This window comes from Streptomyces aurantiaciflavus (assembly GCF_049808595.1).
Taxonomy (GTDB): Bacteria; Actinomycetota; Actinomycetes; order Streptomycetales; family Streptomycetaceae; genus Streptomyces.
Window position 1 is genome coordinate 93,361 of the sequence record NZ_JBNCAQ010000011.1, and the last position, 21,094, is coordinate 114,454.

At 73.3% G+C, this 21,094-nt stretch carries 17 protein-coding genes; 9 read left to right on the forward strand and 8 right to left on the reverse strand.

Going from position 1 to position 21,094, the window contains the following annotated elements; all coding sequences use genetic code 11:
• Nucleotide 1: 1 nt before the first annotated feature.
• Complete coding sequence (locus ACPT94_RS15195; RefSeq protein ID WP_425246040.1) at nucleotides 2-1,144, reverse strand: hypothetical protein; 1,143 nt, start codon at nucleotides 1,142-1,144, stop codon at nucleotides 2-4.
• Between the two features lie 220 nt (nucleotides 1,145-1,364).
• Here ACPT94_RS15195 and ACPT94_RS15200 point away from each other — a divergent pair, with 220 nt between their 5' ends.
• From ACPT94_RS15200 to ACPT94_RS15225, 6 genes are all read left to right on the forward strand, one after another.
• Nucleotides 1,365-2,477 (forward strand): sugar ABC transporter substrate-binding protein, encoded by a 1,113-nt coding sequence (locus ACPT94_RS15200; RefSeq protein ID WP_425246041.1) that lies wholly within the window; start codon nucleotides 1,365-1,367, stop codon nucleotides 2,475-2,477.
• Nucleotides 2,478-2,507: 30 nt separating this feature from the next.
• Nucleotides 2,508-3,287 (forward strand): ATP-binding cassette domain-containing protein, encoded by a 780-nt coding sequence (locus ACPT94_RS15205; protein WP_360332495.1) that lies wholly within the window; start codon nucleotides 2,508-2,510, stop codon nucleotides 3,285-3,287.
• Nucleotides 3,278-4,552: a sugar ABC transporter permease gene (locus ACPT94_RS15210; RefSeq protein ID WP_425246042.1), complete on the forward strand. Its 1,275-nt coding sequence runs from the start codon at nucleotides 3,278-3,280 to the stop codon at nucleotides 4,550-4,552. The genes ACPT94_RS15205 and ACPT94_RS15210 overlap by 10 nt, the downstream gene beginning before the upstream one ends.
• A 410-nt stretch (nucleotides 4,553-4,962) precedes the next feature.
• Entirely contained in the window at nucleotides 4,963-8,991 is a 4,029-nt protein-coding gene (locus ACPT94_RS15215; protein ID WP_425246043.1) for an nSTAND1 domain-containing NTPase, read from the forward strand.
• 204 nt (nucleotides 8,992-9,195) lie between these two features.
• Entirely contained in the window at nucleotides 9,196-9,819 is a 624-nt protein-coding gene (locus ACPT94_RS15220; RefSeq protein WP_360332501.1) for a UTRA domain-containing protein, read from the forward strand.
• A gap of 8 nt (nucleotides 9,820-9,827) precedes the next feature.
• Complete coding sequence (locus ACPT94_RS15225) at nucleotides 9,828-10,586, forward strand: glycosyltransferase family 2 protein (RefSeq protein ID WP_360332707.1); 759 nt, start codon at nucleotides 9,828-9,830, stop codon at nucleotides 10,584-10,586.
• A 16-nt stretch (nucleotides 10,587-10,602) separates the two neighbouring features.
• Here the strand turns inward: ACPT94_RS15225 and ACPT94_RS15230 are convergent, their stop codons facing one another.
• Both ACPT94_RS15230 and ACPT94_RS15235 read right to left on the reverse strand, forming a co-directional pair.
• A complete protein-coding gene (locus tag ACPT94_RS15230; protein ID WP_360332504.1) occupies nucleotides 10,603-10,788 on the reverse strand; it encodes a ferredoxin in 186 nt (61 codons plus the stop codon).
• An 86-nt stretch (nucleotides 10,789-10,874) separates the two neighbouring features.
• On the reverse strand, nucleotides 10,875-11,363 hold the full coding sequence (locus ACPT94_RS15235; protein WP_360332507.1) for a hypothetical protein: 489 nt from the start codon (nucleotides 11,361-11,363) through the stop codon (nucleotides 10,875-10,877).
• Between the two features lie 319 nt (nucleotides 11,364-11,682).
• Here ACPT94_RS15235 and ACPT94_RS15240 point away from each other — a divergent pair, with 319 nt between their 5' ends.
• A complete protein-coding gene (locus tag ACPT94_RS15240) occupies nucleotides 11,683-11,973 on the forward strand; it encodes a zinc-ribbon domain-containing protein (protein ID WP_360332510.1) in 291 nt (96 codons plus the stop codon).
• Nucleotides 11,974-12,028: 55 nt separating this feature from the next.
• On the opposite strand, the gene ACPT94_RS15245 is transcribed toward ACPT94_RS15240, so the two are convergent.
• Nucleotides 12,029-12,784 (reverse strand): TIGR03943 family putative permease subunit, encoded by a 756-nt coding sequence (locus ACPT94_RS15245; RefSeq protein ID WP_360332513.1) that lies wholly within the window; start codon nucleotides 12,782-12,784, stop codon nucleotides 12,029-12,031.
• Entirely contained in the window at nucleotides 12,781-13,791 is a 1,011-nt protein-coding gene (locus ACPT94_RS15250; RefSeq protein WP_425246044.1) for a permease, read from the reverse strand. Before ACPT94_RS15250 ends, ACPT94_RS15245 begins: the two co-directional genes overlap by 4 nt.
• A gap of 179 nt (nucleotides 13,792-13,970) precedes the next feature.
• Between ACPT94_RS15250 and ACPT94_RS15255 the strand changes: the two genes are divergently transcribed.
• Complete coding sequence (locus tag ACPT94_RS15255; protein ID WP_425246114.1) at nucleotides 13,971-15,950, forward strand: NAD-binding protein; 1,980 nt, start codon at nucleotides 13,971-13,973, stop codon at nucleotides 15,948-15,950.
• A gap of 188 nt (nucleotides 15,951-16,138) precedes the next feature.
• On the opposite strand, the gene ACPT94_RS15260 is transcribed toward ACPT94_RS15255, so the two are convergent.
• The gene (locus ACPT94_RS15260; RefSeq protein ID WP_360332516.1) at nucleotides 16,139-17,956 is read right to left on the reverse strand and encodes a S9 family peptidase; all 1,818 of its coding nucleotides are present in this window, start codon (nucleotides 17,954-17,956) and stop codon (nucleotides 16,139-16,141) included.
• Between the two features lie 139 nt (nucleotides 17,957-18,095).
• Between ACPT94_RS15260 and ACPT94_RS15265 the strand changes: the two genes are divergently transcribed.
• Entirely contained in the window at nucleotides 18,096-18,920 is an 825-nt protein-coding gene (locus tag ACPT94_RS15265) for an SURF1 family protein (RefSeq protein ID WP_360332519.1), read from the forward strand.
• Here the strand turns inward: ACPT94_RS15265 and ACPT94_RS15270 are convergent.
• Nucleotides 18,890-19,933 (reverse strand): hypothetical protein, encoded by a 1,044-nt coding sequence (locus tag ACPT94_RS15270; protein ID WP_425246045.1) that lies wholly within the window; start codon nucleotides 19,931-19,933, stop codon nucleotides 18,890-18,892. The genes ACPT94_RS15265 and ACPT94_RS15270 overlap by 31 nt on opposite strands.
• Nucleotides 19,934-20,061: 128 nt before the next feature.
• Nucleotides 20,062-20,736: a SigE family RNA polymerase sigma factor gene (locus tag ACPT94_RS15275; protein WP_360332525.1), complete on the reverse strand. Its 675-nt coding sequence runs from the start codon at nucleotides 20,734-20,736 to the stop codon at nucleotides 20,062-20,064.
• Nucleotides 20,737-21,094 lie beyond the last annotated feature (358 nt).

Sequence of the window (21,094 nt, forward strand, 5' to 3'; positions counted from 1 at the left end):
CTCACTGCAGCGCCGACTCGGGTTCGTCCGACGCGGACGGGTGGACGTATCGGCCTTCGTTGAACGGAGTGAACCAGGAGCCGAAGGCCAGGGGCGTGATCCCCAGCGTCGTGCCGGTGGTTCCTTCGTCGATGCCGTCCAGCGAGCCGTCGTAGAGCCACTCGTGGTCCATGTCCTCGTACAGGTTGCCGGCGAACGCGTCGAGGGCGGCCGACACCTCGTCGTCGAGAAGCCCGTGGAGCTCCAGGGTCGTGGTCGCCTCGCCCAGCAGGAACCTCAGGGCGAGCTCCTCGGCCACACAGCTGAGCCGCCGGAAGCTCCCGTCGGTGAAGCGGGTGGTCATGGCTATCACGGTCACCAGGAAACGGCGGGCGAACCGGGCGTCGTAGCGGAGGGCGTACCGGTCGGGCAGGTGCTCCAAGTGCCACAAGGGGCCCTCGCACTCCGCGACGTTGGTGTCCTCCTGGGTCAGGACCTGTACGTCCTCGAACAGCTTGTCCACCAGGATGTCGGTCGCGTGGACCAGGGCGCCGGCGGCGAGTGCGGCACCCTCCGGCGAGACGGCGAACGCCTCGCCCCCGTCCTCGTGGGCCTCGTCCCCGTCCTCCGGCACACCGAACATCACGGGGGAGAAGGAACGAAGTTCGTCGGCCGACTCCAGCATCCGCTTTCGCACGGCCGTGGCTTCCGCCTCGGCGTCGTAGCCGTCGTCGGCGCTCTCGGTGGTCACGCTCTCGGTGTGGCGGGCCTTGCGAGCGGCCGGGTCGTCGGGCGGGGCGTCGGGACCGTCGGCCGCGTCGAGGCTCTCCCTGGCCAGACCCTGGTGGAGCTCGACCTCACAGCGTTCGATCCTCCAGTCCGCCAGCGGTTCGGAGCGCTCCAGCAGCTCGTCCACCAGCGTCTGCACCGCGTCCTCGGCGGATTCCAGCGCCGGGGCGTCCACGACGACCTTCAGCAGGGCGCCGCCCGGGTGGACGGCCACGATGCTGTCGAGGAGATCGACCTTCACCCCGTCGGGTCCCTCGACGGACTTGACGGAGTCGAATCCGTCCTCGATGAGCGCCACGGCGCCCGCTCGTTGGAGTGGGTCCATCTCCGGAGTGCCCTCCGGGATGCAGGTGTCCACGGTCACTACGTACGTCACGTAGCCGAGCTTGGCAGGTGGGGGCCGTTCTGGGCAGAGGGAGCGGGCCCGTCCGCGGATCTCTGTACGGCCTTTCCAGGGCGTCCGCCGACGGGGCCGGGGCCGCCTCGTCCGATGCGATGCGCCAGGGGCGCCTTCCGGCCTTGAAGAGTTTGAGGATTAAGCTCTCGTTACGGGGCAAAGTAGTACATATTGATGACAGATCGATGGGGGACCGGAGATGGGTCTCGGCGCCGGCCTTTCGGCCGTGAAGCGTGGGCCCCTCACCCGTGCTTCCGCGGCGATCGTGCTGGCCGCCGGTCTGGTCCTGGCCGGGGCCTGCGGCGAGGACGGTGGGGAGGGGGACGGCGGTCTCACCGTCGGGGTGCTGCTCCCGGGCGGCGGGGCCTCCCGCTTCGGGCAGTTCGACAGGCCGCTGATCGAGAAGAGGCTGAAGCAGCTGTGCGCGGAGTGTCCGGCGGCGACCGTCGCCGCCACGCCCGAGCCGGCGGTCCAGCAGCAGCAGCTGGAGGCCATGATCACCAGGGGTGTGGACGCCCTGATCGTCGCCGCCGTCGACCCCCAGCTGCTGCGCCCGTCGGTCGAGGCCGCGCACCGGGCCGGCATCCCGGTCGTCGCCTACGACCGGCTCGCGCAGGGTCCGATCTCCGGTTACATCACCTTCGACGGCGCGCAGGTCGGCAGGCTCCAGGGCGAGGCGCTCCTGCAGGCCATGGGGACGAAGGCCCGGGGCGGCCAGATCGTCATGATGAACGGCGCCACCACCGATCCCAACGCCGGCTGGTTCAAGCGGGGATCGCTCTCCGTCCTCAAGGGCAAGGTGAAGATCGGCAAGTCGTACGACACCGCCGGCTGGCGGCCGGAGAACGCCTACGTCAACATGACCGGCGCCATCGCCGCCCTGGGCGCGGGCGACATCGACGGCGTTCTGGCCGCCAACGACAGCCTCGCCGGCGCCGTGGTCTCCGCCCTCCACGCCGCCGAGGTCAGACCGCTGCCCCCGATCACCGGCCAGGACGCCGACCTCGCGGCCGTACGTCGCATCGTGCGGGGCGAGCAGTACATGACCGTCTACAAGCCCTACAAGCCCGCGGCCGACGCCGCCGCCGACATGGCCGTCGCCCTGGCACGCGGCGAGGCGGTCGGGTCCATCGCCACCGGCACCGTGGACAACGCCACCACGAAGGACATCCCGGCGGTCCTGCTCCCCTCCGTCCCGGTGACCGCGAGCACCATCAAGGACACCGTGATAAAGGACGGTATGTACACCATCGGGCAGGTCTGTACCCCGAAGCTCCGGCCCGCCTGCGACAGGGCCGGACTCACCCCATGAGCATGACCGAAGGCGGAAGGAGGTGGCCCCGTGCCGGCTCAGCCCCTGCTGGCGCTGCGCGGCGTCTCCAAGCGGTTCGCCGCCGTCCAGGCGCTGGTGGACGTCGATCTGGAGATCAGGGCCGGGGAGGTGGTCGCCCTGGTGGGCGAGAACGCCGCCGGCAAGTCCACCCTGGTCAAGGTGATCTCTGGGGTCGGTCCCGCCGACAAGGGCGTCATCGAGTGGCAGGGCAGAGCCGTCCAGATCAGGCGTCCCCAGGACGCCCAGGTCCTGGGGATCGCGACCGTCTACCAGGACCTCGCGATGTGCGGGAACCTCGATGTCGTCGGCAATCTCTTCCTCGGCCGGGAGATCCACCGGCTCGGCATCCTCGACGAGGTGGAGATGGAGCGCCGCACCCGCGAGCTGCTGCACACCCTGTCCATCCGCATCCCCGACGTGCGGGTGCCGCTCGGCGCCCTGTCCGGCGGCCAGCGGCAGGTCGTCGCGATCACCCGCTCGTTCCTCGGCTCGCCCAGGCTGCTCCTGCTCGACGAGCCCACCGCCTCCCTGGGTTTCGAGCAGACCAGTCAGCTCCTCGATCTCATCGAAGAGCTGCGCGACCGGGGTCTCGGGGTGCTCCTCATCAGCCACAACATGGGTGACATCAAGGCCGTCGCCGACCGGATCGCCGTCCTGCGCCTCGGCCGCAACAACGGCGTGTTCGACGTGAACACCACCTCGCAGGAGCAGATCATCTCCTCCATCACGGGCGCGGCGGACAACGCCGTCGCCCAGCGCCCGGCCCGCCCGAAGGAGGCGTGGCCGTGAGGGGGAGGCGGAGCCGGGCGCGCGCCACCGACGCCGAGCCGGCCGCCTCCGGCCGGCGCGGCGACGGACGCCGGTACGCCGAACGGATCGGCGCAGCCGCCGACGCGGTGCGCCGCAGACTGCACGAGAGCCAGCTCGGTCCGGCCCCGGCCCTGCTCGCTCTCGTCGTGACCTGGGTGGTCTTCCAGAGCCTCAACGACAGGTTCCTCTCGCCGCGCAACCTGTCCGTGCTCAGCGTGGACATCGTCGGCACCGGCGTCATCGCCGTCGGCGTCGTCTTCGTGCTGCTGATCGGTGAGATCGACCTGTCGGTGGGCTCGCTCGCCGGTCTGGCCGGCGCCGTGTTCGCGGCACTGAACGTGAACCTCGGGATGCCGGAGTGGCTCGCCGTGATCCTCGCGGTGAGCTGCGGTGCGGCCGCCGGGGCCCTCCACGGGTACTCCTTCGCCAGGATCGGCGTACCCGCGTTCGTCGTCACCCTCGCGGGCCTGCTGGCCTGGAACGGCCTGATGCTCTACCTGCTGGGGCCGGAGGGCACCATCCACTTCGGCGAGGACGGACTGGTCGCCATGCTGACCAGCCGCCACTTCAGCGCCGCCGTCGTCACCTACGGACTGGCGGCGCTCGGCACGGCCGCGTACCTCCTCGTCTCGTACCACGACCGCAGGCGCCGCAGCGCCGTCGGGATGCCGTACCGGCCGGTGGCCGAGATCTGGGCGCGTACGGCCCTCCTCGCGGTGGTCGCGTTCACCGCCGTACACGTCCTGGGCCGGTTCGAGGGCCTGCCGCTGGCGCTCCTGCTCTTCCTCGCCGTCATCGTCGGCTCGGACCTCTTCCTGCGCCGCACTCCCTACGGCCGGCAGGTCCTCGCACTCGGCGGCGGCGCGGAGGCCGCGCGGCGGGCCGGCGTCGATGTGGCGCGGGTGCGGGTCCTGGTGTTCACGGCGTCGGGGACCCTGGCCGCGATCGGCGGCCTGTTCGTCGCGTCACGGCTCACCTCGGCGAGCCAGGTGCCGGGCTCCGGCATGCTGCTGATCAGCGCCATCGCCGCCGCCATCATCGGGGGCACCAGCCTGTTCGGCGGGCGCGGCTCGACCTGGTCCGCGCTGCTGGGGGTGCTCATCATCCAGTCGATCGCCTCGGGCATGGCGCTGCTGGGAGTCGAACCCCCGATCCAGTTCATGATCACCGGCGGGGTGCTGTTCACCGCGGTGGTCTTCGACGCACTGGCGCGACGCGCCGCGGAGTCACGCTGGCGGACCTGAGCGATCCCGGGTCACCGTCACCGGCCCCTCAGGGGTACCCGCCCGGCGTCACCCCGCCGTGGCGCCCACACGCCGCACCGTTCGGCACCGGTCCCTCCCCTCGTGCGGACCGCTGCCGAACGGTGCGGGTGACGTCGATCCGCGCCGGGTCGGGGCGGACCGAGGATTGGCTGGATCCGTGGACGGCGCGACGGCGGTCGCACGGGGCCGGGCCGTGGATCTCCCGAGCTCACGCGGGGTCGGCCGAGCGGCGTCCGGCGTTGCGCACGTACCCCGGGATCCTGCCAGTTGTGGCCGGAACCGAGGAGGGCGCGGTGTCCGGTCACCGACTTAACCGCAGGTCAGCCGTATAAAGTGACTTTTCCGGTCCGGATGCCGGAGCCGGGCACCAGAGGGCGAGGGAGTGAGGGGTGGAGACCTTGAGTTCCGGCTCAGGGGCACGCACGGCCTTCGCGGAACGTCTCGCGCTGCTGTACAGGGAGGCCGGCAACCCTCCGCTCAAACGCGTGTCCGAGGCGGTCGCCCGGCTCCAGCGGGTCGACGAGCGCGGGCGGCCCGTGCGGGTGTCGGCCCAGCGGATCAGTGACTGGCGGCGCGCCAGGAACGTGCCCGCCCAGTTCACCGCGCTGGCGGCGGTGCTGCAGGTGCTGATCCCCGACGCGCGGCGGTTGCGGCCGACGCCGGTCTCCCCGGGGCTGTACGACCTCGTCCAGTGGCAGCGTCTGTGGGAGCGCGCCGTCGCCGACCCGGTCGGGGAGGGTCCGGCGCCGTCCGAGGAGGAGCAGCCCTCGGCTGAGACCCCGGCCGTCCCCGGTGGGGTGTGCCCGTATCGGGGGCTCGCCTCGTACCGGCGTCAGGACGCCCGCTGGTTCTTCGGGCGGGAGCGCAGCACGGAGGCCCTCGTCGCGCAGTTGCGGGCGGCGGAGGAGACGGGGGGCCTGGTCGTGCTCGTCGGCGCCTCGGGGGCCGGGAAGTCCTCCCTGTTGAGCGCCGGTCTCGTGCCCGCGCTGCAGAACAGCGGCGGCGGGACGGTCGCGACGGGCGCTCCGGGTGACGAGGACGGCCCCGGCCGGAAGGTGCTGCAGCTCGTCCCCGGTGGCGATCCGCCGGCCGAGCTGACCCGATCGATCCCCGAGCTCGCTCCCGTCGTCGCCGCCGCCGGGGAGGCGACGCGGCCCGGCGCTCCGGGCTTCGCGCGGGCCGTCCGGGAAGCCGTCACGGCATGGGCGCATGGGGACGCCCCGGCCACGGGCTCCGCCCGGCCCGTCCTGATCGTGGACCAGTTCGAGGAGACGTTCACTCTCTGCCCCGACGAGGCGACCCGGCGCGCCTTCGTCCAGCTCCTCCACGCCGCCTGCACGCCCGCCGACGGGGACCCGGCGCCCGTGCTCGTCGTCCTCGGCATCCGCGCCGACTTCTACGAGCAGTGCCTCGCCCATCCGGAGCTGGCCGACGCGCTGCAGCACCGGCACATGGTCCTCGGGCCGCTCACCACCGCGGAGCTGCGCGAAGCGGTGACCGGGCCGGCCAGGGCCGTGGGGCTGGAGCTGGAGCCGGGGCTGGCCGAGCTGATCGTCCGGGAGGTGAGCGCCGACGGTCCGCGCGGCGCCCACGACGCCGGTGTGCTGCCGCTTCTCTCCCACGCCCTGCTCGCGACCTGGCAGCGGCGGAAGGCGGGAAAGCTGACCCTGGCGGGCTATCGGGCGGCCGGCGGGATCCAGGGCGCGGTGGCGGCGACCGCCGAGCGGGCCTGGTCCGGCCTCGATCCGGCGGCGCGTACGGCCGCGCGGCTGCTGCTGCTCCGGCTGGTGCGGCTCGGGGAGGACACCCAGGCCACGCGCAGGCGAAGCACGCGGCGCCGGCTGGCGGCGGAGTCGACGGATCCGGACAAGACGGAGGAGTCGCTGGAGGCGCTGGTGCGCGCCCGGCTGGTGACGCTCGACGCGGAGACCGTCGAGATCACCCATGAGGCGCTGCTGCACGCCTGGCCGCGCCTGCGCGACTGGATCGACGAGGACCGCCACGGCAACCTGCTGCGTCAGCGGCTGGAGGAGGACGGCAGGGCCTGGGAGAGCTCGAACCGCGACGCGTCGCTGCTCTACCGGGGTTCCCGGCTCGAGCAGGCCCGCGCCTGGGCGAAGACCGCCGGCGACACGTATCTGACCCGGAGCGCCGTGGACTTCCTGGCGGCGTCCGTCAGGCTGCGCAAGCGCACGGTGTGGATCGGCCGGGCCGCGGTGTCGACCCTGGTCGTCCTGGCGATGGTGGCCGTCGGCGCGGCCGTCGTCGCGTGGCAGCAGCGCAACGACGCCGTGTTCGAGCAGGTGGTCGCGGAGGCCGACCGCGTCCAGTACACCGACCCGTCCCTGTCCGCCCAACTGGACCTGGTGGCGCACCAGCTGCGGCCGGACGACGCCGGCACCAACAACCGGCTGATCGCGATCGTCAACGCCCCGCTGGCCACGCCCCTGCTCGGCCACACCGGCGCCGTCTACCTCACCTCGTTCAGCCCCGACGGCCGGCTCCTGGCCACCGCCAGCTACGACCGGACCGTACGGCTGTGGGACGTGAGCGATCCGACGCGGCCGAAGGCGCTGGGCCAGCCCCTCGCCGGTCACACGAGCTGGGTGAGCAGCGCGGTCTTCAGCCCGGACGGGCGCACCCTCGCCAGCGCCGGGGACGACGGCACGATCCGGCTGTGGGACGTACGGGATCCCGGCCGGCCGCGGCAGATCGGCGCGTCCCTGACGGGGCACGAGGGCACGATCTACCTGCTCGCGTTCAGCCCGGACGGACGGACGCTGGCCTCCGCCGGCGAGGACCACACCGTACGGCTGTGGAACGTGGCCGAGCCGGCCCGGCCGAGGGCGCTCGGTGCGCTGACCGGCCACACCGCCGCCGTACGGTCCGTGGCGTTCAGCCCGGACGGGCGGACGCTGGCGGCCGGTGGCGACGACCACACGATCCGGCTGTGGGACGTGGCCGAGCCGGGCCGGCCCCAGGCGCTCGACACGTTGACCGGGCACACGGATCTGGTGCACTCCGTGGCCTTCAGCCCCAGTGGCCGCATCCTCGCCAGCGGCAGCGCGGACGACACGATCCGGCTCTGGGACGTGTCCGACCGCCGCCGTGCCGGCCAGCTCGGAGCGCCGCTCACCGGCCACACCGGTCCCGTCTGGTCGGTGGCGTTCGACCCCGACGGCACCATGCTCGCCGCGGCCAGCGCCGACAGCACGGCCAGCCTGTGGAACGTCAGCGATCCGGCGTACCCGTCGCAGGTCGGCGAGCCCCTGGCCGGGAGCAGCGGCGAGATGTACGCCCTGGGCTTCAGCCCCGACGGCCGGACGCTGGCGACCGGGAGCGGCGACAGCAAGGTCCGCCTGTGGTCGATACCGACGTCGGACATGATCGGTCGCAGCGGGGCGTTCCGCCCGGACGGGCGGGTGCTCGCCACCGCCGCGCGTGACGGCAGCGTGCGGCTGTGGAACGTGGAGACGCCCGACCGGCCCGTGTTGCTGCACGAGCCGTTCATGCCCGGGGACGGCGGCCAGCGCTCGCTGGTGTTCTCCCCCGACGGCCGCACCCTCGCGGTGCTGACGGGCAGCCGGGAGGTGCACCTGTGGAACGTCGCCGACCCGGCCCGGCCGGTCTCCTACGGGCCGCCCCTCGTCCTGCGGACCCGGTTCATGGGGCCCGAGGCGCTGGCGTTCAGCCCCGACGGCCGCACGCTGGCGACCGCCTACGACGACCGCACGATCCAGCTGTGGAACGTGGCCGACGCGTCCCGCCCCCGGCCGTTCGGCGCCCCGCTCACCGGCCACCGGGGCTACGTCAACGCCCTCGCCTTCTCCCCGGACGGCCGCACCCTCGCCAGTGGCAGCGCGGACGGCACCGTACGTCTGTGGAGGGTGACCGACCCACGCCGTCCCGCTCTCCTCGGCGCCCCGCTCCGGGGTCACCTCGGACCGGTCAACGCCCTGGCCTACAGCCCTGACGGCCACACGCTGGCCAGCGGCAGCGACGACGACACGGTCCGGCTCTGGAACGTCACCGATCCCCTCGACGCCGCCCCGCTGGACCGGCCCCTCACCGGCCACACCGAGTCGGTGGTGTCCCTGACGTTCAGCAAGGACGGCGACACCCTGGCGAGCGGCGGCAACGACAACACGGTGCGGCTGTGGAACGTCGGCGAGCCGTCCGACGCCTCCCCCATCGGCCGGTCGATGAGCCCGAACGCCAAGACCGGCAACTTCCTGTCGTTCAGCCCCACCAGCGACATGCTCGGCGTGTCGAGCGGCACGGACACCGTCCGGTTGTGGAACCTCGACGTCAACCAGGCGATCGCGCACATTTGTTCGACCACACGGGGCGTTCTGACGCAGGACAAGTGGCACGAGTACCTGCCGCGCCTCTCGTACGAGCCGCCGTGCGGGGAGTGACGGACGAGCCGCAGTGGAGTGATCCGCGTCACATCGGCTCGATGCAGCCGAGCAGTCCACTCCCACCGGTCAACCGGCCTTGTTAGCCTTGGCCACAGCTCGGTCGCTGGTGCATCCCCCGTCGCCAGCGGCCGGGCGTGAGCGTCGCGAGAGGCCGTCCTCCGGTGGGAGGGCGGCCTCTCGCGTGCGTCGTAGGCTGGGCCGGTGCCAGACAAGCAGAGCGGCGGCGGCGACGTCGTCCGATGTCCCCGCAGGCCGGCGGTCCGCGACAACCTGCGGCACCAGTGGGAGAAGGACCGGGCACGGGCGCCACGGGCCGAGCGGGCCGGGACCGGGGCGACGGAGCGCGACACCGGCCTGGACTCCCGGGACCTCGTCTTCCACGCGAGGTACCGCGAGATCGAGGCGCCCCGGCACCTCGCGGACGCGTTCGGCGTCCCGGAGGGCACCGCACTCCTCGAACGCACCTACCGCACCCGGTACGCGGCCGAGAGCGCGCCCTTCGACCTCGTGACCTCCTACCTCCTCCGCGACCTGATCGCGGCGAACCCCGGCCTCCTCGACGAGACCAGGGAGCCGTGGCCCGGGGGCACGCAGCACCAGCTCTCCACCGTGGGCATCGAGGTGGCCCGCGTCGAGGAACGCCTCACCGTCCGCCCGCCGACGCCTCAGGAGGCACGGGAACTGGACCTGCCGGACGGCTCCTCGGTGATCGTGCTCCGCAAGACGTCGCACGACACCGACGACCGCGTGGTCGACGTCTCCGACGTCACCCTCCCCGGCGACCGCACCGAGCTGCTCTTCGTCACGCACCTGGAAAGGTGGTGAGCGCCGCCGTGAACCGGCGCGTCATCGTCGTCACGGCCGTCCACGCCCCGTCGGCCCCCTACCTGCCCGAGGCCTACGCGTCACTGCGCGGCCAGGACCTGCCCGACGGCTGGGAGTGGCACTGGGTGATCCAGGAGGACGGCACGACGGACGCCGTCGGACCCCACGTCCCCGACGACCCACGCGTGACCTTCCGTCAGGGCCGACCGGGCGGTCCGGGCGTCGCCCGCACCATCGCGCTCGCCCACGCCGAGGGCGAGTACGTGAAGGTCCTCGACGCCGACGACCGGCTCACGCCGGGCGCCCTGCACCGCGACCTGGCCGCCCTCGAAGCCGACCCGGCCCTCGGCTGGGCGACCTCCCGCGCCCTGGACCTCCTCCCGGACGGCTCGACGGCCGGCTTCCCGGGCGATCCCCTCGACGGCCCGATCGAGCGGGGGGACGTGCTCGACCACTGGAAGGCGCACGACTTCCGGGCCCAGGTGCACCCCGCGACCCTGTGCGTACGCCGGGACCTGCTGCTCGCCCTCGGCGGCTGGATGGCGCTGCCCGCCTCCGAGGACACGGGGCTGCTGCTGGCGCTCAACTCGGTGAGCCGCGGATGGTTCTCGCGGGAGGTGGGGCTGCTGTACCGGAAGTGGGAGGGGCAGGTCACGGGACAGGCGGCGCACACCGATCCCGCGGAGCGCGACGCCCGGATGGCCGTCGTGGAGGCGCGGGCGAGGGCGCTGGCCTCCCTGCGGTGGCGTTGTCCGGCCGCTGACTGAGCGCTCCCGGACCCACCTATTCGACGACGATGGCCTGGGACGGGCACCTCTCCGCCATCTCCCGGACCTCCGGGTCGCCGCCCGTGTCCTCGCGGCCCGGCAGGACGGCTCCGAAGCCGTCGACCGTGGTGAAGACGGACGGTATCCGGTAGACGCACTCGCCGGAGCCGTAGCAGAGGTGGGGGTCCACGGAGACCTTCATGCGTCCTCCTGTCACCGCCGTGTCCCTGGAGACCATCAGGACGTGACTGCCCTGCGCGGCGCACGCCCAACCGGGCGGGCCGACGGCTACCGGCCGGAACCGGCCACGGCCATCCAGTGCGCGACCCGGCGCAGCGTCGTCTCGTCCAGCCGGTCCACCAGGGTCCGTACGGCCGTGACGTCGTCGGGGGCGAGGTCGTAGAGGCCGGCCTTGCTCAGGCCCGCCATGAGCACCTGGTGCCGGCGGTCCTCCATGCGTTCCGCGAGCTTGCCCGGGGCGGGCCGCACGGCGTCCTCCGAGGAGGGCGGCCGGGGCGCCGCGTCGGGGACAGCATCGGAGGTGGAGGCGGAGGCGTCGAAGCGCCGCCAGGCACCGTCCTGCGGCCCCCACAGCGCGACGGCCACCTCGTCGCCCCGCGCCCGCTTGACCTGGGCCATCTCGCCGATCGCGTACAGCACGGGCGTTCGGTCGGGCGACTCGGCGGCCAGGCGCCAGGACGCCGAGGCCGGGTCGTAGAACATCGCGGCCCAGCGGGGAGCCCCCGGCGGCTGCGGGCTCTGGGGACGGGTCTCCATCGCGCTCACCCCTTTTCGAAGCGGTACGGCAGGGGGACCATATCTGACGGACCGTCAGCTATCCAGAGCCGCGGGCGACAGGGCCGGGGGCCGCGCCGGCGGTCGGCGCCGCCCGCCGGCCCTGTCGCCCGCGCGGGCGGGGGGGGGGGGGGGGGGGGGGGGCCGGGGCGGGCGCCCCCCCCCCCCCCCCCCCCCCCCCCCCGGCCCTGTTGAATGAGCTTCTCGGCAGCGGAGACCCGGCCCTCCGGACGGCACCGGCCTCCCGATTGCCGTTGACTGGCAATGTGCCCCCGGGCACCGAACGGGAAGGACCGACCACATGATCATCTTCGGCACCAAGGGCTACCTGTACCAGCTCGCGATACTCACGCTGGTCTGCGGCCGCTGCGGCAACCCCGCCGCGCACACGCTCAGGAAGCGCGTCACGAAGTTCACCCTGTTCTTCGTGCCGCTGTTCCCGGTCTCCACCAAGTACATGACGCAGTGCACCTTCTGCGGCGCCGAGCAGAAGGTGACCAAGGAGCAGGCGGAACAGCTGCAGGTGCAGAGCGCCGGCGGCTACGGCGGCCAGGCGCACGGGCAGCCTCAGCAGCAGCCGTACCAGTCCTGAGCAGAGCTTTAGCGAGGGGTGACGGGCCGCCCGCCGACGACGACCGGCCCGCCGGCTAGTTGTTCCACGTCTCGTCGTACGGATCCCGGGGCGCCGGAACCGGCTCGGCCCGCGTCACCTCGATCCAGGGGATCGGCCCGTCGTTGACCGGGTCGCGGGTCACGCGAGGGGTGAAGGTGCCGGTGACCTCGAGCCAGGTGTCCGGCTGGAGGACCGGGGGGATCCGGCCGGCCAGCCCCACCTTGACCGGCTGGGCGTCCGCCGCACAGCAGTTGAGGGCCATCCGGACCAGGTACGGGGTGCCGTCGTGGTCGAGGGCCACGAAGCCGGTGACGGCGATACGGCGGCCGGTGAGTCCGCGGCCGCGGTCGTAGACCGCGCGGCCCGCGTAGTCGGCCACGCCGAGCCGGAGCGTGCCGGTGGACGGCAGCGCCGGGTAGGCGACGGGCTCCTGCAGGGCCGTACCGGTGCGGTTCGCGCTGTAGGAGCCGAGGGCCGGCGGGGCGACGAGGATCAGGGCGAGGAGGGGGAGGAGCAGGAGCCAGGAGACGCGGGGCTCGGGGTGCTGGTGCTGCTCCCGTTCCTGATCCTTCTGCTCTTGCTCTTGCCGCTGCTGCTCGCGGAGCGTCCTGGACCTGCGCCACTCGTACCAGGCCGTCGCCAGCGCCGTCGCGATCAGGACGGCGCCGGAGGCGAGGAGGAGGGGTTGCAGGCCTGCCTTGACGTAGCGGAGGTAGAGGTCGGTGGTCCCGGCGTGCAGGAGGGAGGCGCCGAGGAGGAACAGGACCGCCGCCTGGGCCTGGCGGTTCACAGGAGCACCGCCCCGGTCAGGACCGCCCCCACGACGGCGAGGGCGAAGGTGGCGGGGGCGAAGCGCAGGGCGAAGGCGCGGCCGAAGGTGCCCGCCTGCATCGCGAACAGCTTCAGGTCGACCATCGGTCCGACCACCAGGAACGCGAGCCGGGCCGTCAACGAGAACTGGGTCAGGGACGCCGCGACGAACGCGTCCGCCTCCGAGCAGATGGAGAGGACCACGGCGAGGGCGGCCAGCGCCAGCACGGCCACGACCGGGTTGTCGGCGGCCGTGCGCAGCCAGCTCTCCGGCGCGACGGCCTTGAGGGTCGCCGCCGCCATGGCGCCCACGACGAGGAAGCCGCCCGCATGCATCACGTCGTGCCGCACCGAGTCCCAGAAGGCCGCCCCCTTGCTCTGCCCCTCGTGCGGCGCGTGCGTCGGCGGGCGCAGCCAGTCCGTACGCCCCAGGCGGTGCCACAGCCATCCCATCGCGCAGGCCACGAGCAGGCTCGCGACGAAACGGGCCAGGACCATTTCGGGGTCGCGGGGGAAGGCTACGGCCGTGGCCGTCAGCACGATCGGGTTGATGGCCGGGGCGGAGAGGAGGAAGGCAAGGGCGGCGGCGGGGGTGACACCCCGGCGGACCAGCGCGCCGGCCACCGGCACGGACGCGCACTCGCACCCCGGCAGCACCGCGCCCGCGGCCCCCGCCACCGGGACCGCCAGCGCGGGGTGGCGGGGCAGGGCGCGGGCGAAGAAGGACGGCGGGACGTAGACGGCGATCGCCGCCGACAGCAGGACGCCCAGGACGAGGAACGGCAGGGCCTGCACGACCACCGCCACGAAGACGGTCGTCCAGCTCTGCATCACGGGTGCGGAGAGGGCACGGCGCAGGAGGCCCTGCAGCAGCACCATGAGGAGCAGGAGGAAGGTCAGGGCGAGGGGTGAGGTGAGACGCCGGGGACCCCTGGGTTCGTCTTCCCGGACACCCTTCTCGTGCGGGGGCGCCTTGGTGATGGCCACGCGGGGCACCTCCGGGTTCCGTGTGTGTCCTCTCCCTGCCACTGCCTCCCCTCCCATACGGACGGAAGACCCCCCGCGTTCAGCGCACTTCTGGAACCACGCGTCACGGTGGGGCAGTCTTCTCCCTCGTGGGGAGCGTTCCGAATCAGGGTGCGCCGGCGGGCGACGCCGGCGCGCACATGGTGGTGTGCGGCGACGACGGTCTGGCGCACCGGCTGGCCGCCGAGCTGCGGCAGGTGTACGAGGAGCAGGTCACGCTGGTCGTACCGCCCTCCGAGCGCGCGGTACCGCCGCCGGTCGCGGGGCGCGCCCGGGCGGTGTCGACGGCGTGGCTGGACCGGGTGGTGAGCGCGGCCGTCAACAGGGCGGCGGGCAACGGCAGTAACGGTTCGGCGGGCGCCGGTGGCGGCACGGGCTCCGGTTTTGGATCCGCCTCTGTCTCCGGACCCGGCTCCGGTTCCGGTTCCGGTTCCGGCTCCGGTGAAACCGCCGGCGCCGGGCGGGTGCTGGAGGCGGCCGAGCCCACCGAGGCCGTGCTCGCGGAGGCCGGGGTGGAACGGGCCGCCGCCCTGGCGCTGGTGTACGACGACGACGAGACGAACATCCGCGCCGCCCTCACCGCCCGCCGGCTCAATCCTCGGCTGCGGCTCGTCCTGCGGCTGTACAACCGGCGGTTGGGGCAGCACATCGAGGAACTCCTGGACCAGGCGGCCGCGTTGGCGGTGGGCGGTGCCGCGGGCGACGCGGCGGGGGACGCCGTGGCCGGTGACGCGTCGACGACCGTGCTCTCCGACGCCGACACCGCCGCGCCCGCGCTGGCCGCGACCGCCGTCGCCGGCACGACCAAGGTCGTCCAGACGGACGGCCTGCTGCTGCGGGCCGTCGAACGCCCGGCGCCCGGCCCCGGCCGGGCGGCCGACGCGGGACTGGCCACCCTCGCGCTGCTCTCCGCGACGAGCAACGACCCCGCCTTCGCCGACGGTTCCGAGACCAGCGGGGAGCAGGGGCCGCGACTGCTGCCGGACGCGGCGACGGTGGCCGCCGCGAGCGGACGGGGCCGTGTCGTCCTGGAACAGGTGTCGTACGCGGCCGGCCCCGCGTTGCCGACGGGGCGCGGGGCCGGGTTCGTGGCGCCGTTCGCCTCGTTGTTCTCCCGGCGGTTGCGGTGGTCGCTGGCCGGGCTGGTGGGGTGTGTCATCGCGCTGGCAGTGGCGTTGTGGCTGGTGACCGGGGTCCATCCGCTCGGGGCGGTGTATCTGACGCTGCTGGACCTGTTCGCGATCAACGACCCGGCGCTCGGCGCGTCGACGGAGCGACAGGTACTGCAACTCCTGTCCGGGTTGGTCGGGTTGCTGTTGCTGCCGGTGCTGCTGGCGGCCGTGCTGGAGGCGCTCGGCACCTTCCGCGGGGCCGGGGCCCTGCGGAAGCCGCCTCGGGGGCTGGGCGGGCATGTCGTGCTGCTCGGTCTGGGGAAGATCGGCACCCGGGTGCTGACGCGACTGCGGGAGCTGGACATCCCGGTGGTGTGCGTCGAGGCCACGCCCGAGGCGCGCGGCGTCGCGGTGGCGCGGCGACTGCGGGTGCCGGTCGTGCTGGGGGACGTCACGCAGGAGGGGGTCCTCGAGGCCGCCAAGATCGGGCGGGCCCACGCCTTGCTCGCGGTGACCAGTTCCGACACGACGAACCTGGAGGCCTCGCTGTACGCGCGGTCCCTGCGGCCCGATCTGCGGGTGGTGCTGCGGCTGTACGACGACGACTTCGCGACCGCCGTGTACCGCACCCTGCGGGCCGCGCATCCCCATGCGCTCACCCGGAGCCGGAGCGTGTCCCATCTGGCGGCGCCCTCCTTCGCCGGGGCGATGATGGGGCGGCAGATCCTGGGGGCGATTCCGGTGGAGCGGCGGGTGCTGCTGTTCGCCGCGCTGGAGGTCGGCGGGTACCCGCAGTTGGCCGGGAAGACGGTCGGGGAGGCGTTTCGGGCGGGGTACTGGAGGGTGTTGGCGCTGGACACGGGGGAGGAAGGGCGGGGTGGGTCCGGGCTGGTGTGGGACCTGCCCGACCCGTATGTCCTGAAGAGCGAGGACCGGGTGGTGCTGGCGGCCACGCGCAGGGGGCTGGCGGAGTTGCTGGGACGCAGGCGGAGGACTTCGGGAGTGTAGGGGGCCGCTGGTTCTCGCCCCCGCCGCACCTGCCCTCCGCCCCCTGCCCGCCGCACCTCCAGGGGGCCTGCCCCTTCGGCCCGCCAGGACGCTCGGCCCTCCGGACCCCGGGCCCGTTCCCGCCCCGTCACCCCACTCGCTCGGACAAGAAGTGGCCCGGCCCCCCTTCCGCACCCCCGCTGCCCCCACTACCCCCGCAGGTGCCGCTCCGCGAACTCCAGCTCCAGCCGCACCTGCTTGATCCGCTCGTCCACCACCAGAGAGCCGTGTCCGGCGTCGTAGCGGTAGACCTCGTGGACGGCGCCCCGGGACTCCAGGCGCTTGACGTAGTTGTCGATCTGGCGGATGGGGCAGCGGGGGTCGTTCACCCCGGCCGAGATGTACACCGGCGCCTTGACGTCGTCGACGTACGTCAGGGGCGAGGACGCCTCGAAGCGTTCCGGGACCTCCTCCGGGGTGCCGCCCAGCAGCGTCCGGTCCATGGCCTTGAGCGCTTCCATCTCGTCGTGGTACGCGGTGACGTAGTCGGCGACCGGCACCGCCGCGATGCCCACGGTCCACGCGTCCGGCTGGACGCCGAGGCCGAGCAGGGTGAGGTAGCCGCCCCAGGAGCCGCCGGTGAGGATCAGACGGGAGGGGTCGGCCAGGCCCGAGGAGACGGCCCATTCCCGCACCGCCGCGATGTCCTCCAGCTCGATCAGACCCACCCGGTGCTTCAGCGCGTCCGTCCAGGCGCGGCCGTAGCCCGTGGAGCCCCGGTAGTTCACGCGGATCACCGCGTACCCGTGGTCCACCCAGGCCGCCGGGCCCGCCGCGAAGGAGTCGCTGTCGTGCCAGGTGGGGCCGCCGTGGATGTCGAAGACCGTCGGCAGGGGACCGCTGACGCCCTCCGGCTTCTGGACCAGCGCGTGGATGCGGCCGCCGGGGCCCTCCACCCACACGTCCTCCACCGGGACGGACCCGGGGGACTTCATGCCGGGCGGGTCCAGGACCACCTCGCCGGTCGTCGAGCGGACCGCCGGCGGCCGGGCGGCGGAGGACCACAGGTACTCGACGCTGCCGTCGGGCCGGGCCGTCGCCCCGGACACCGTGCCGGGCGGGGTCGGCACCTCCACGAGCTCGCGGCTCGCCAGGTCGTAGCGGAACAGTTCGCTGCGCGCCTCGAAGCTGTGGGCGACCAGGAGGCCGGAGCCGTCCGGGTACCACTCGGCGCTGACGTCGCCCGGCAGCTCCAGCGCCAGGTCCGTCTCCTCACCGGTCGCCACGTCCCACACCAGCGGCTCCCAGCGGCCCCGGCGCTGGTGGCCGATCAGCAGCCGGGTGTCGCCGTCGACGGGGGCGAAGCCCAGCACCTCCAGGCCCAGCTCCTCGGTGCCGCCGTCGGTGTCGTCCAGCTCGGCGACCGTCGTACCGTCGGGGCGCAGGACGCGCAGCGCGGAGTGCATCGCGTCGCCGTGCTCGGTGTGCTCGACGGCGATGAGGGAGCCGTCGTGGGAGAGGTCGCCCACGCCCGCCGACTCGCGGTGGCGGTACAGCTCGAAGGGGGGCTCGCCCACGCGGGCCACGTGGATCGTCGTGCCCTCCTCGTCCGTGGAGCGGCCCACGATCGCCGTACGGCCGTCCCTGCCCAGGGCCAGGCCCGCCGGGTACGACGGGTCCAGACCCGGCGTCGCCAGTTCGTCCTCGCCGCCCTCGAACGGCTGACGGCGCCAGACGCCGAACTCGTCGCCGTCCTTGTCGTCGAACCACCAGATCCACGCGCCGTCCGGGGAGAGCACGCCGTCCGTCGTGCCGTTCGCCCGGTTCGTCACCTGACGCTGCTCACCCGTGGACCGGTCCCAGGCGTACAGCTCGTACGTCCCCGTCGCGTTGGACACGAACAGGGATCGGTCCGGCGCGTCCTCCGCCCAGTCGGGCAGCGACACCCGGGGCGCCCTGAAGCGCTTCTCCCAGTCCGGCATCTCCTCGTACCGCTGCGGGGCGGCGGACCCGTTGCTCTCGCTCATGGGCCCATACTGCCCGCCCCGGCCGACAATGCAGCACCAAGGTCCCCAGCCTGTGGACGAGTACAGGTGCACGGGTGTCGTGGCGCCCACGCATACCCCGCAAACCACTCCCCCACCCCCGCCCCGTACCGTGGAGGGCGTGTACCGGTTCCTGCTGACGCCCCGCTGGTGGGGGATCAACGTCTTCGTGCTGCTGGCCATCCCCTTCTGCCTGTTCATGGGGTCCTGGCAGCTGAGCCGGTTCGAGTCGCGGGTCGACGACCACCGCACCGCTCAGGAGCAGGCCTCCTCGGAGCGCACGGAGGCGGCGCGCCCGCTGACCGAGATGCTGCCCGTGGACAAGGCCACGTCCGGCAAACGCGTCACGGCGAGCGGACGGTACGGCGAGCAGCTGCTGGTCCCCGACCGCGAGCTCGACGGCAAGCGGGGCTTCTACGTCCTGACCCTGCTGCGGACGGACACCGGCAAGGCCCTCCCCGTGGTCCGCGGCTTCCTGCCGGGCACGGCCGACACCGCGAAGGCCCCGGCCCCGCCGGCCGGCGAGGTCACCGTCACCGGCGCCCTCCAGGCGTCCGAGACGCCCGGCGACAACGGCGTGAGCGCGCGGGGCGGCCTGCCGGCCGGGCAGACCGCCGCGATCAGCGCGGCCTCGCTGGTCAATCTGGTGTCCTACGACCTCTACGACGCCTGGGTCACCCTCGACACCGCCGACTCCGGGATGACGGCGGTGCCCGCGACCGCGCCGACCGGCACGGGTCTGGATCTGAAGGCGTTCCAGAACCTCGGCTACACCGGCGAGTGGTTCGTCTTCGCCGGGTTCGTGGTGTTCATGTGGTTCCGGCTGCTGCGCCGCGAGGTGGAGTTCGCGCGGGACGCGGAGCTGGGGATCGTCCCCGACGGGGAGCCGGAGACCGGCCCGTCACGGGAAGCGGCTCACGACGACGCCAGCACACCCGTCCGGTAGATCACTCCCGCGCAGGCGTTCGGCACGGTCGCGGTGACGGTCGGGACACCGCCCTCGGCGGCGTACGTCACCTGGACGCTTCCGTCGGCCGTGCCGTCCTCGACGAGCATCTGGGTGGAGGTGCTGTCCGTGCCGGTGGTGGTGCCGCCGGTCGGGCCGGCCTGCTCGCTGGGGCTCGGGTCGGGGGAGGCCGAACCGCCGCTGTCGCCGCCGCCGTTCCCGCCGGTGGTGGGGCAGGTCTCGGAGGGCACCCAGGCGAACTTGACGTCGTACGCCGAGCCGGGGGCGAGGGACAGCTGGGGGACGTAGAGGGAGGGGTCGGGCAGGGCGGCCGCCGCGTCGCCGGAGGTGTGCTCCACGACGGTGATCTTCGTGGGGTCGGCGGCGCCCTGGGCGGTGGGGGTGACGGAGACCTTCCCGCCGACGACACAGCCGCTGCCGGAGACGTTGACGACGCGGAAGGTGCCGTAGACGATGCCGGCCGAGTCGGGGACCTGGACGTCGGCGGTGGACTGGCCGAGCTGGGACGGCGTACAGGCGGGGAGGGCGGGCGCGGAGGGGGAGGCCTGGTCGCTGGCGCTGGAGGAGCCGTCGGTGCCGCCGGGGTCCTTGCCGGGGCCGTCGCTCTTGGTGGTGTCCCCGCCCGGCGCGCCGGTCTGTCCGGCCGAGCCGCCGGCCTTGCCGGAGGAGCCGCCGTCGGGGACCTTGCCCTCACCGGCGCCGCCCTGGGCCTCGGAGGCCTGGCCGGCCATGGCGGGGTTGGCGTCGGCGTCGCCGGCGCCCGAGACGTGCCAGAGGGCGGGGACGGCGGTGCCGACGAAGAGCGCGGCGGCCGCCATGCCGACGGCGGCCTGCCGCTTGCGGGCCCGGCGGGCCGGGACGGCGTGCCGGAGGTGGTCCAGCGTCCCGTCGCGCGGCTCCATGTCCTGGACCGCCTGGTGCAGCATCCGGCGCAATGCCAGCTCGTCCGAGTCGAGCCCGTCGGGGCTCTGGTCGTCGAGGTGGTGGTTCACGGTTCCGTTCCCAGCGTGCGATTGCTTCGGCTCTTGCTTGTGCGGCGGCGCCTCGGGCCCGTGCAGCGGATCGCCGCCGGCGCCCGGCTCGGGCCGCTCACGCCCGTCCCCTCCCTCGGCTCGCCCGCTCACGCCCGCGCCTCCATGGCGACGCGCAGGGCGGCGATGCCGCGTGAGCCGTACGCCTTGACCGAGCCGAGGGAGATGCCGAGGGTCTCGGCGACCTGGGCCTCGGTCATGTCCGCGAAGTAGCGCAGGACGAGGACCTCGCGCTGGCGGCGCTGCAGGCCCTTCATCGCCTTGATGAGGGAGTCGCGCTCCAGCTGGTCGTAGGCGCCCTCCTCCGCGCTGGCCATGTCCGGCATCGGCTTGGACAGCAGCTTCAGTCCGAGGATGCGGCGGCGCAGGGCGGAGCGGGAGAGGTTGACGACCGTCTGGCGCAGGTAGGCGAGGGTCTTCTCCGGGTCGCGGACGCGCTTGCGCGCGGAGTGGACGCGGATGAAGGCCTCCTGGACGACGTCCTCGCAGGAGGCGGTGTCGTCGAGGAGGAGTGCGGCGAGACCGAGCAGTGAGCGGTAGTGGGCCCGGTAGGTCTCGGTGAGGTGGTCGACGGTGGTACCCGCCGCCACGACGTCTTCAGCGCTGTCACGCTGGCTGGGTATGCGGGCGGGCCGCGCTGCGGGCATGGGCGCGATCACCGGCATGCCACCGGGCGCCCCGGCCAGGCGGGGCCGGAGGGCGGCGCGGGGCGGCCGCAGGGCCGTACCGCGGGTTGCCGCGCTGAATTCGAGTACCTCTGCCACGCCAGTTGGACACGCTTCCCCCCGTGGGGGTTGTACGCGTCGGACGTCACTTTCGCGCAGCACGGCGCAACGGACGCCTGTCTCGCTTCCCGCACCTCACCGGACGCCCGTCTCGTACCGGCCGGCAGCAGCAATGACGGCGTCTCACATGCCCTCATGTGTCCCGCTCTTCCCCTATATCCCATATGTACGGGCGTCCCCACGCCCGGATCACGGCGTCCCCTGTGCGCCGGGATCACAGCTCACGCACACCCCGAAGGGTGACGGCAAAGACGCTCCCCGCTCTCCGCACGGTTGCGGAGAACGGGGAGGAAATCTTCGGATGCCCATCTTCAGCGCCAAAGGTGTCCGATACAAG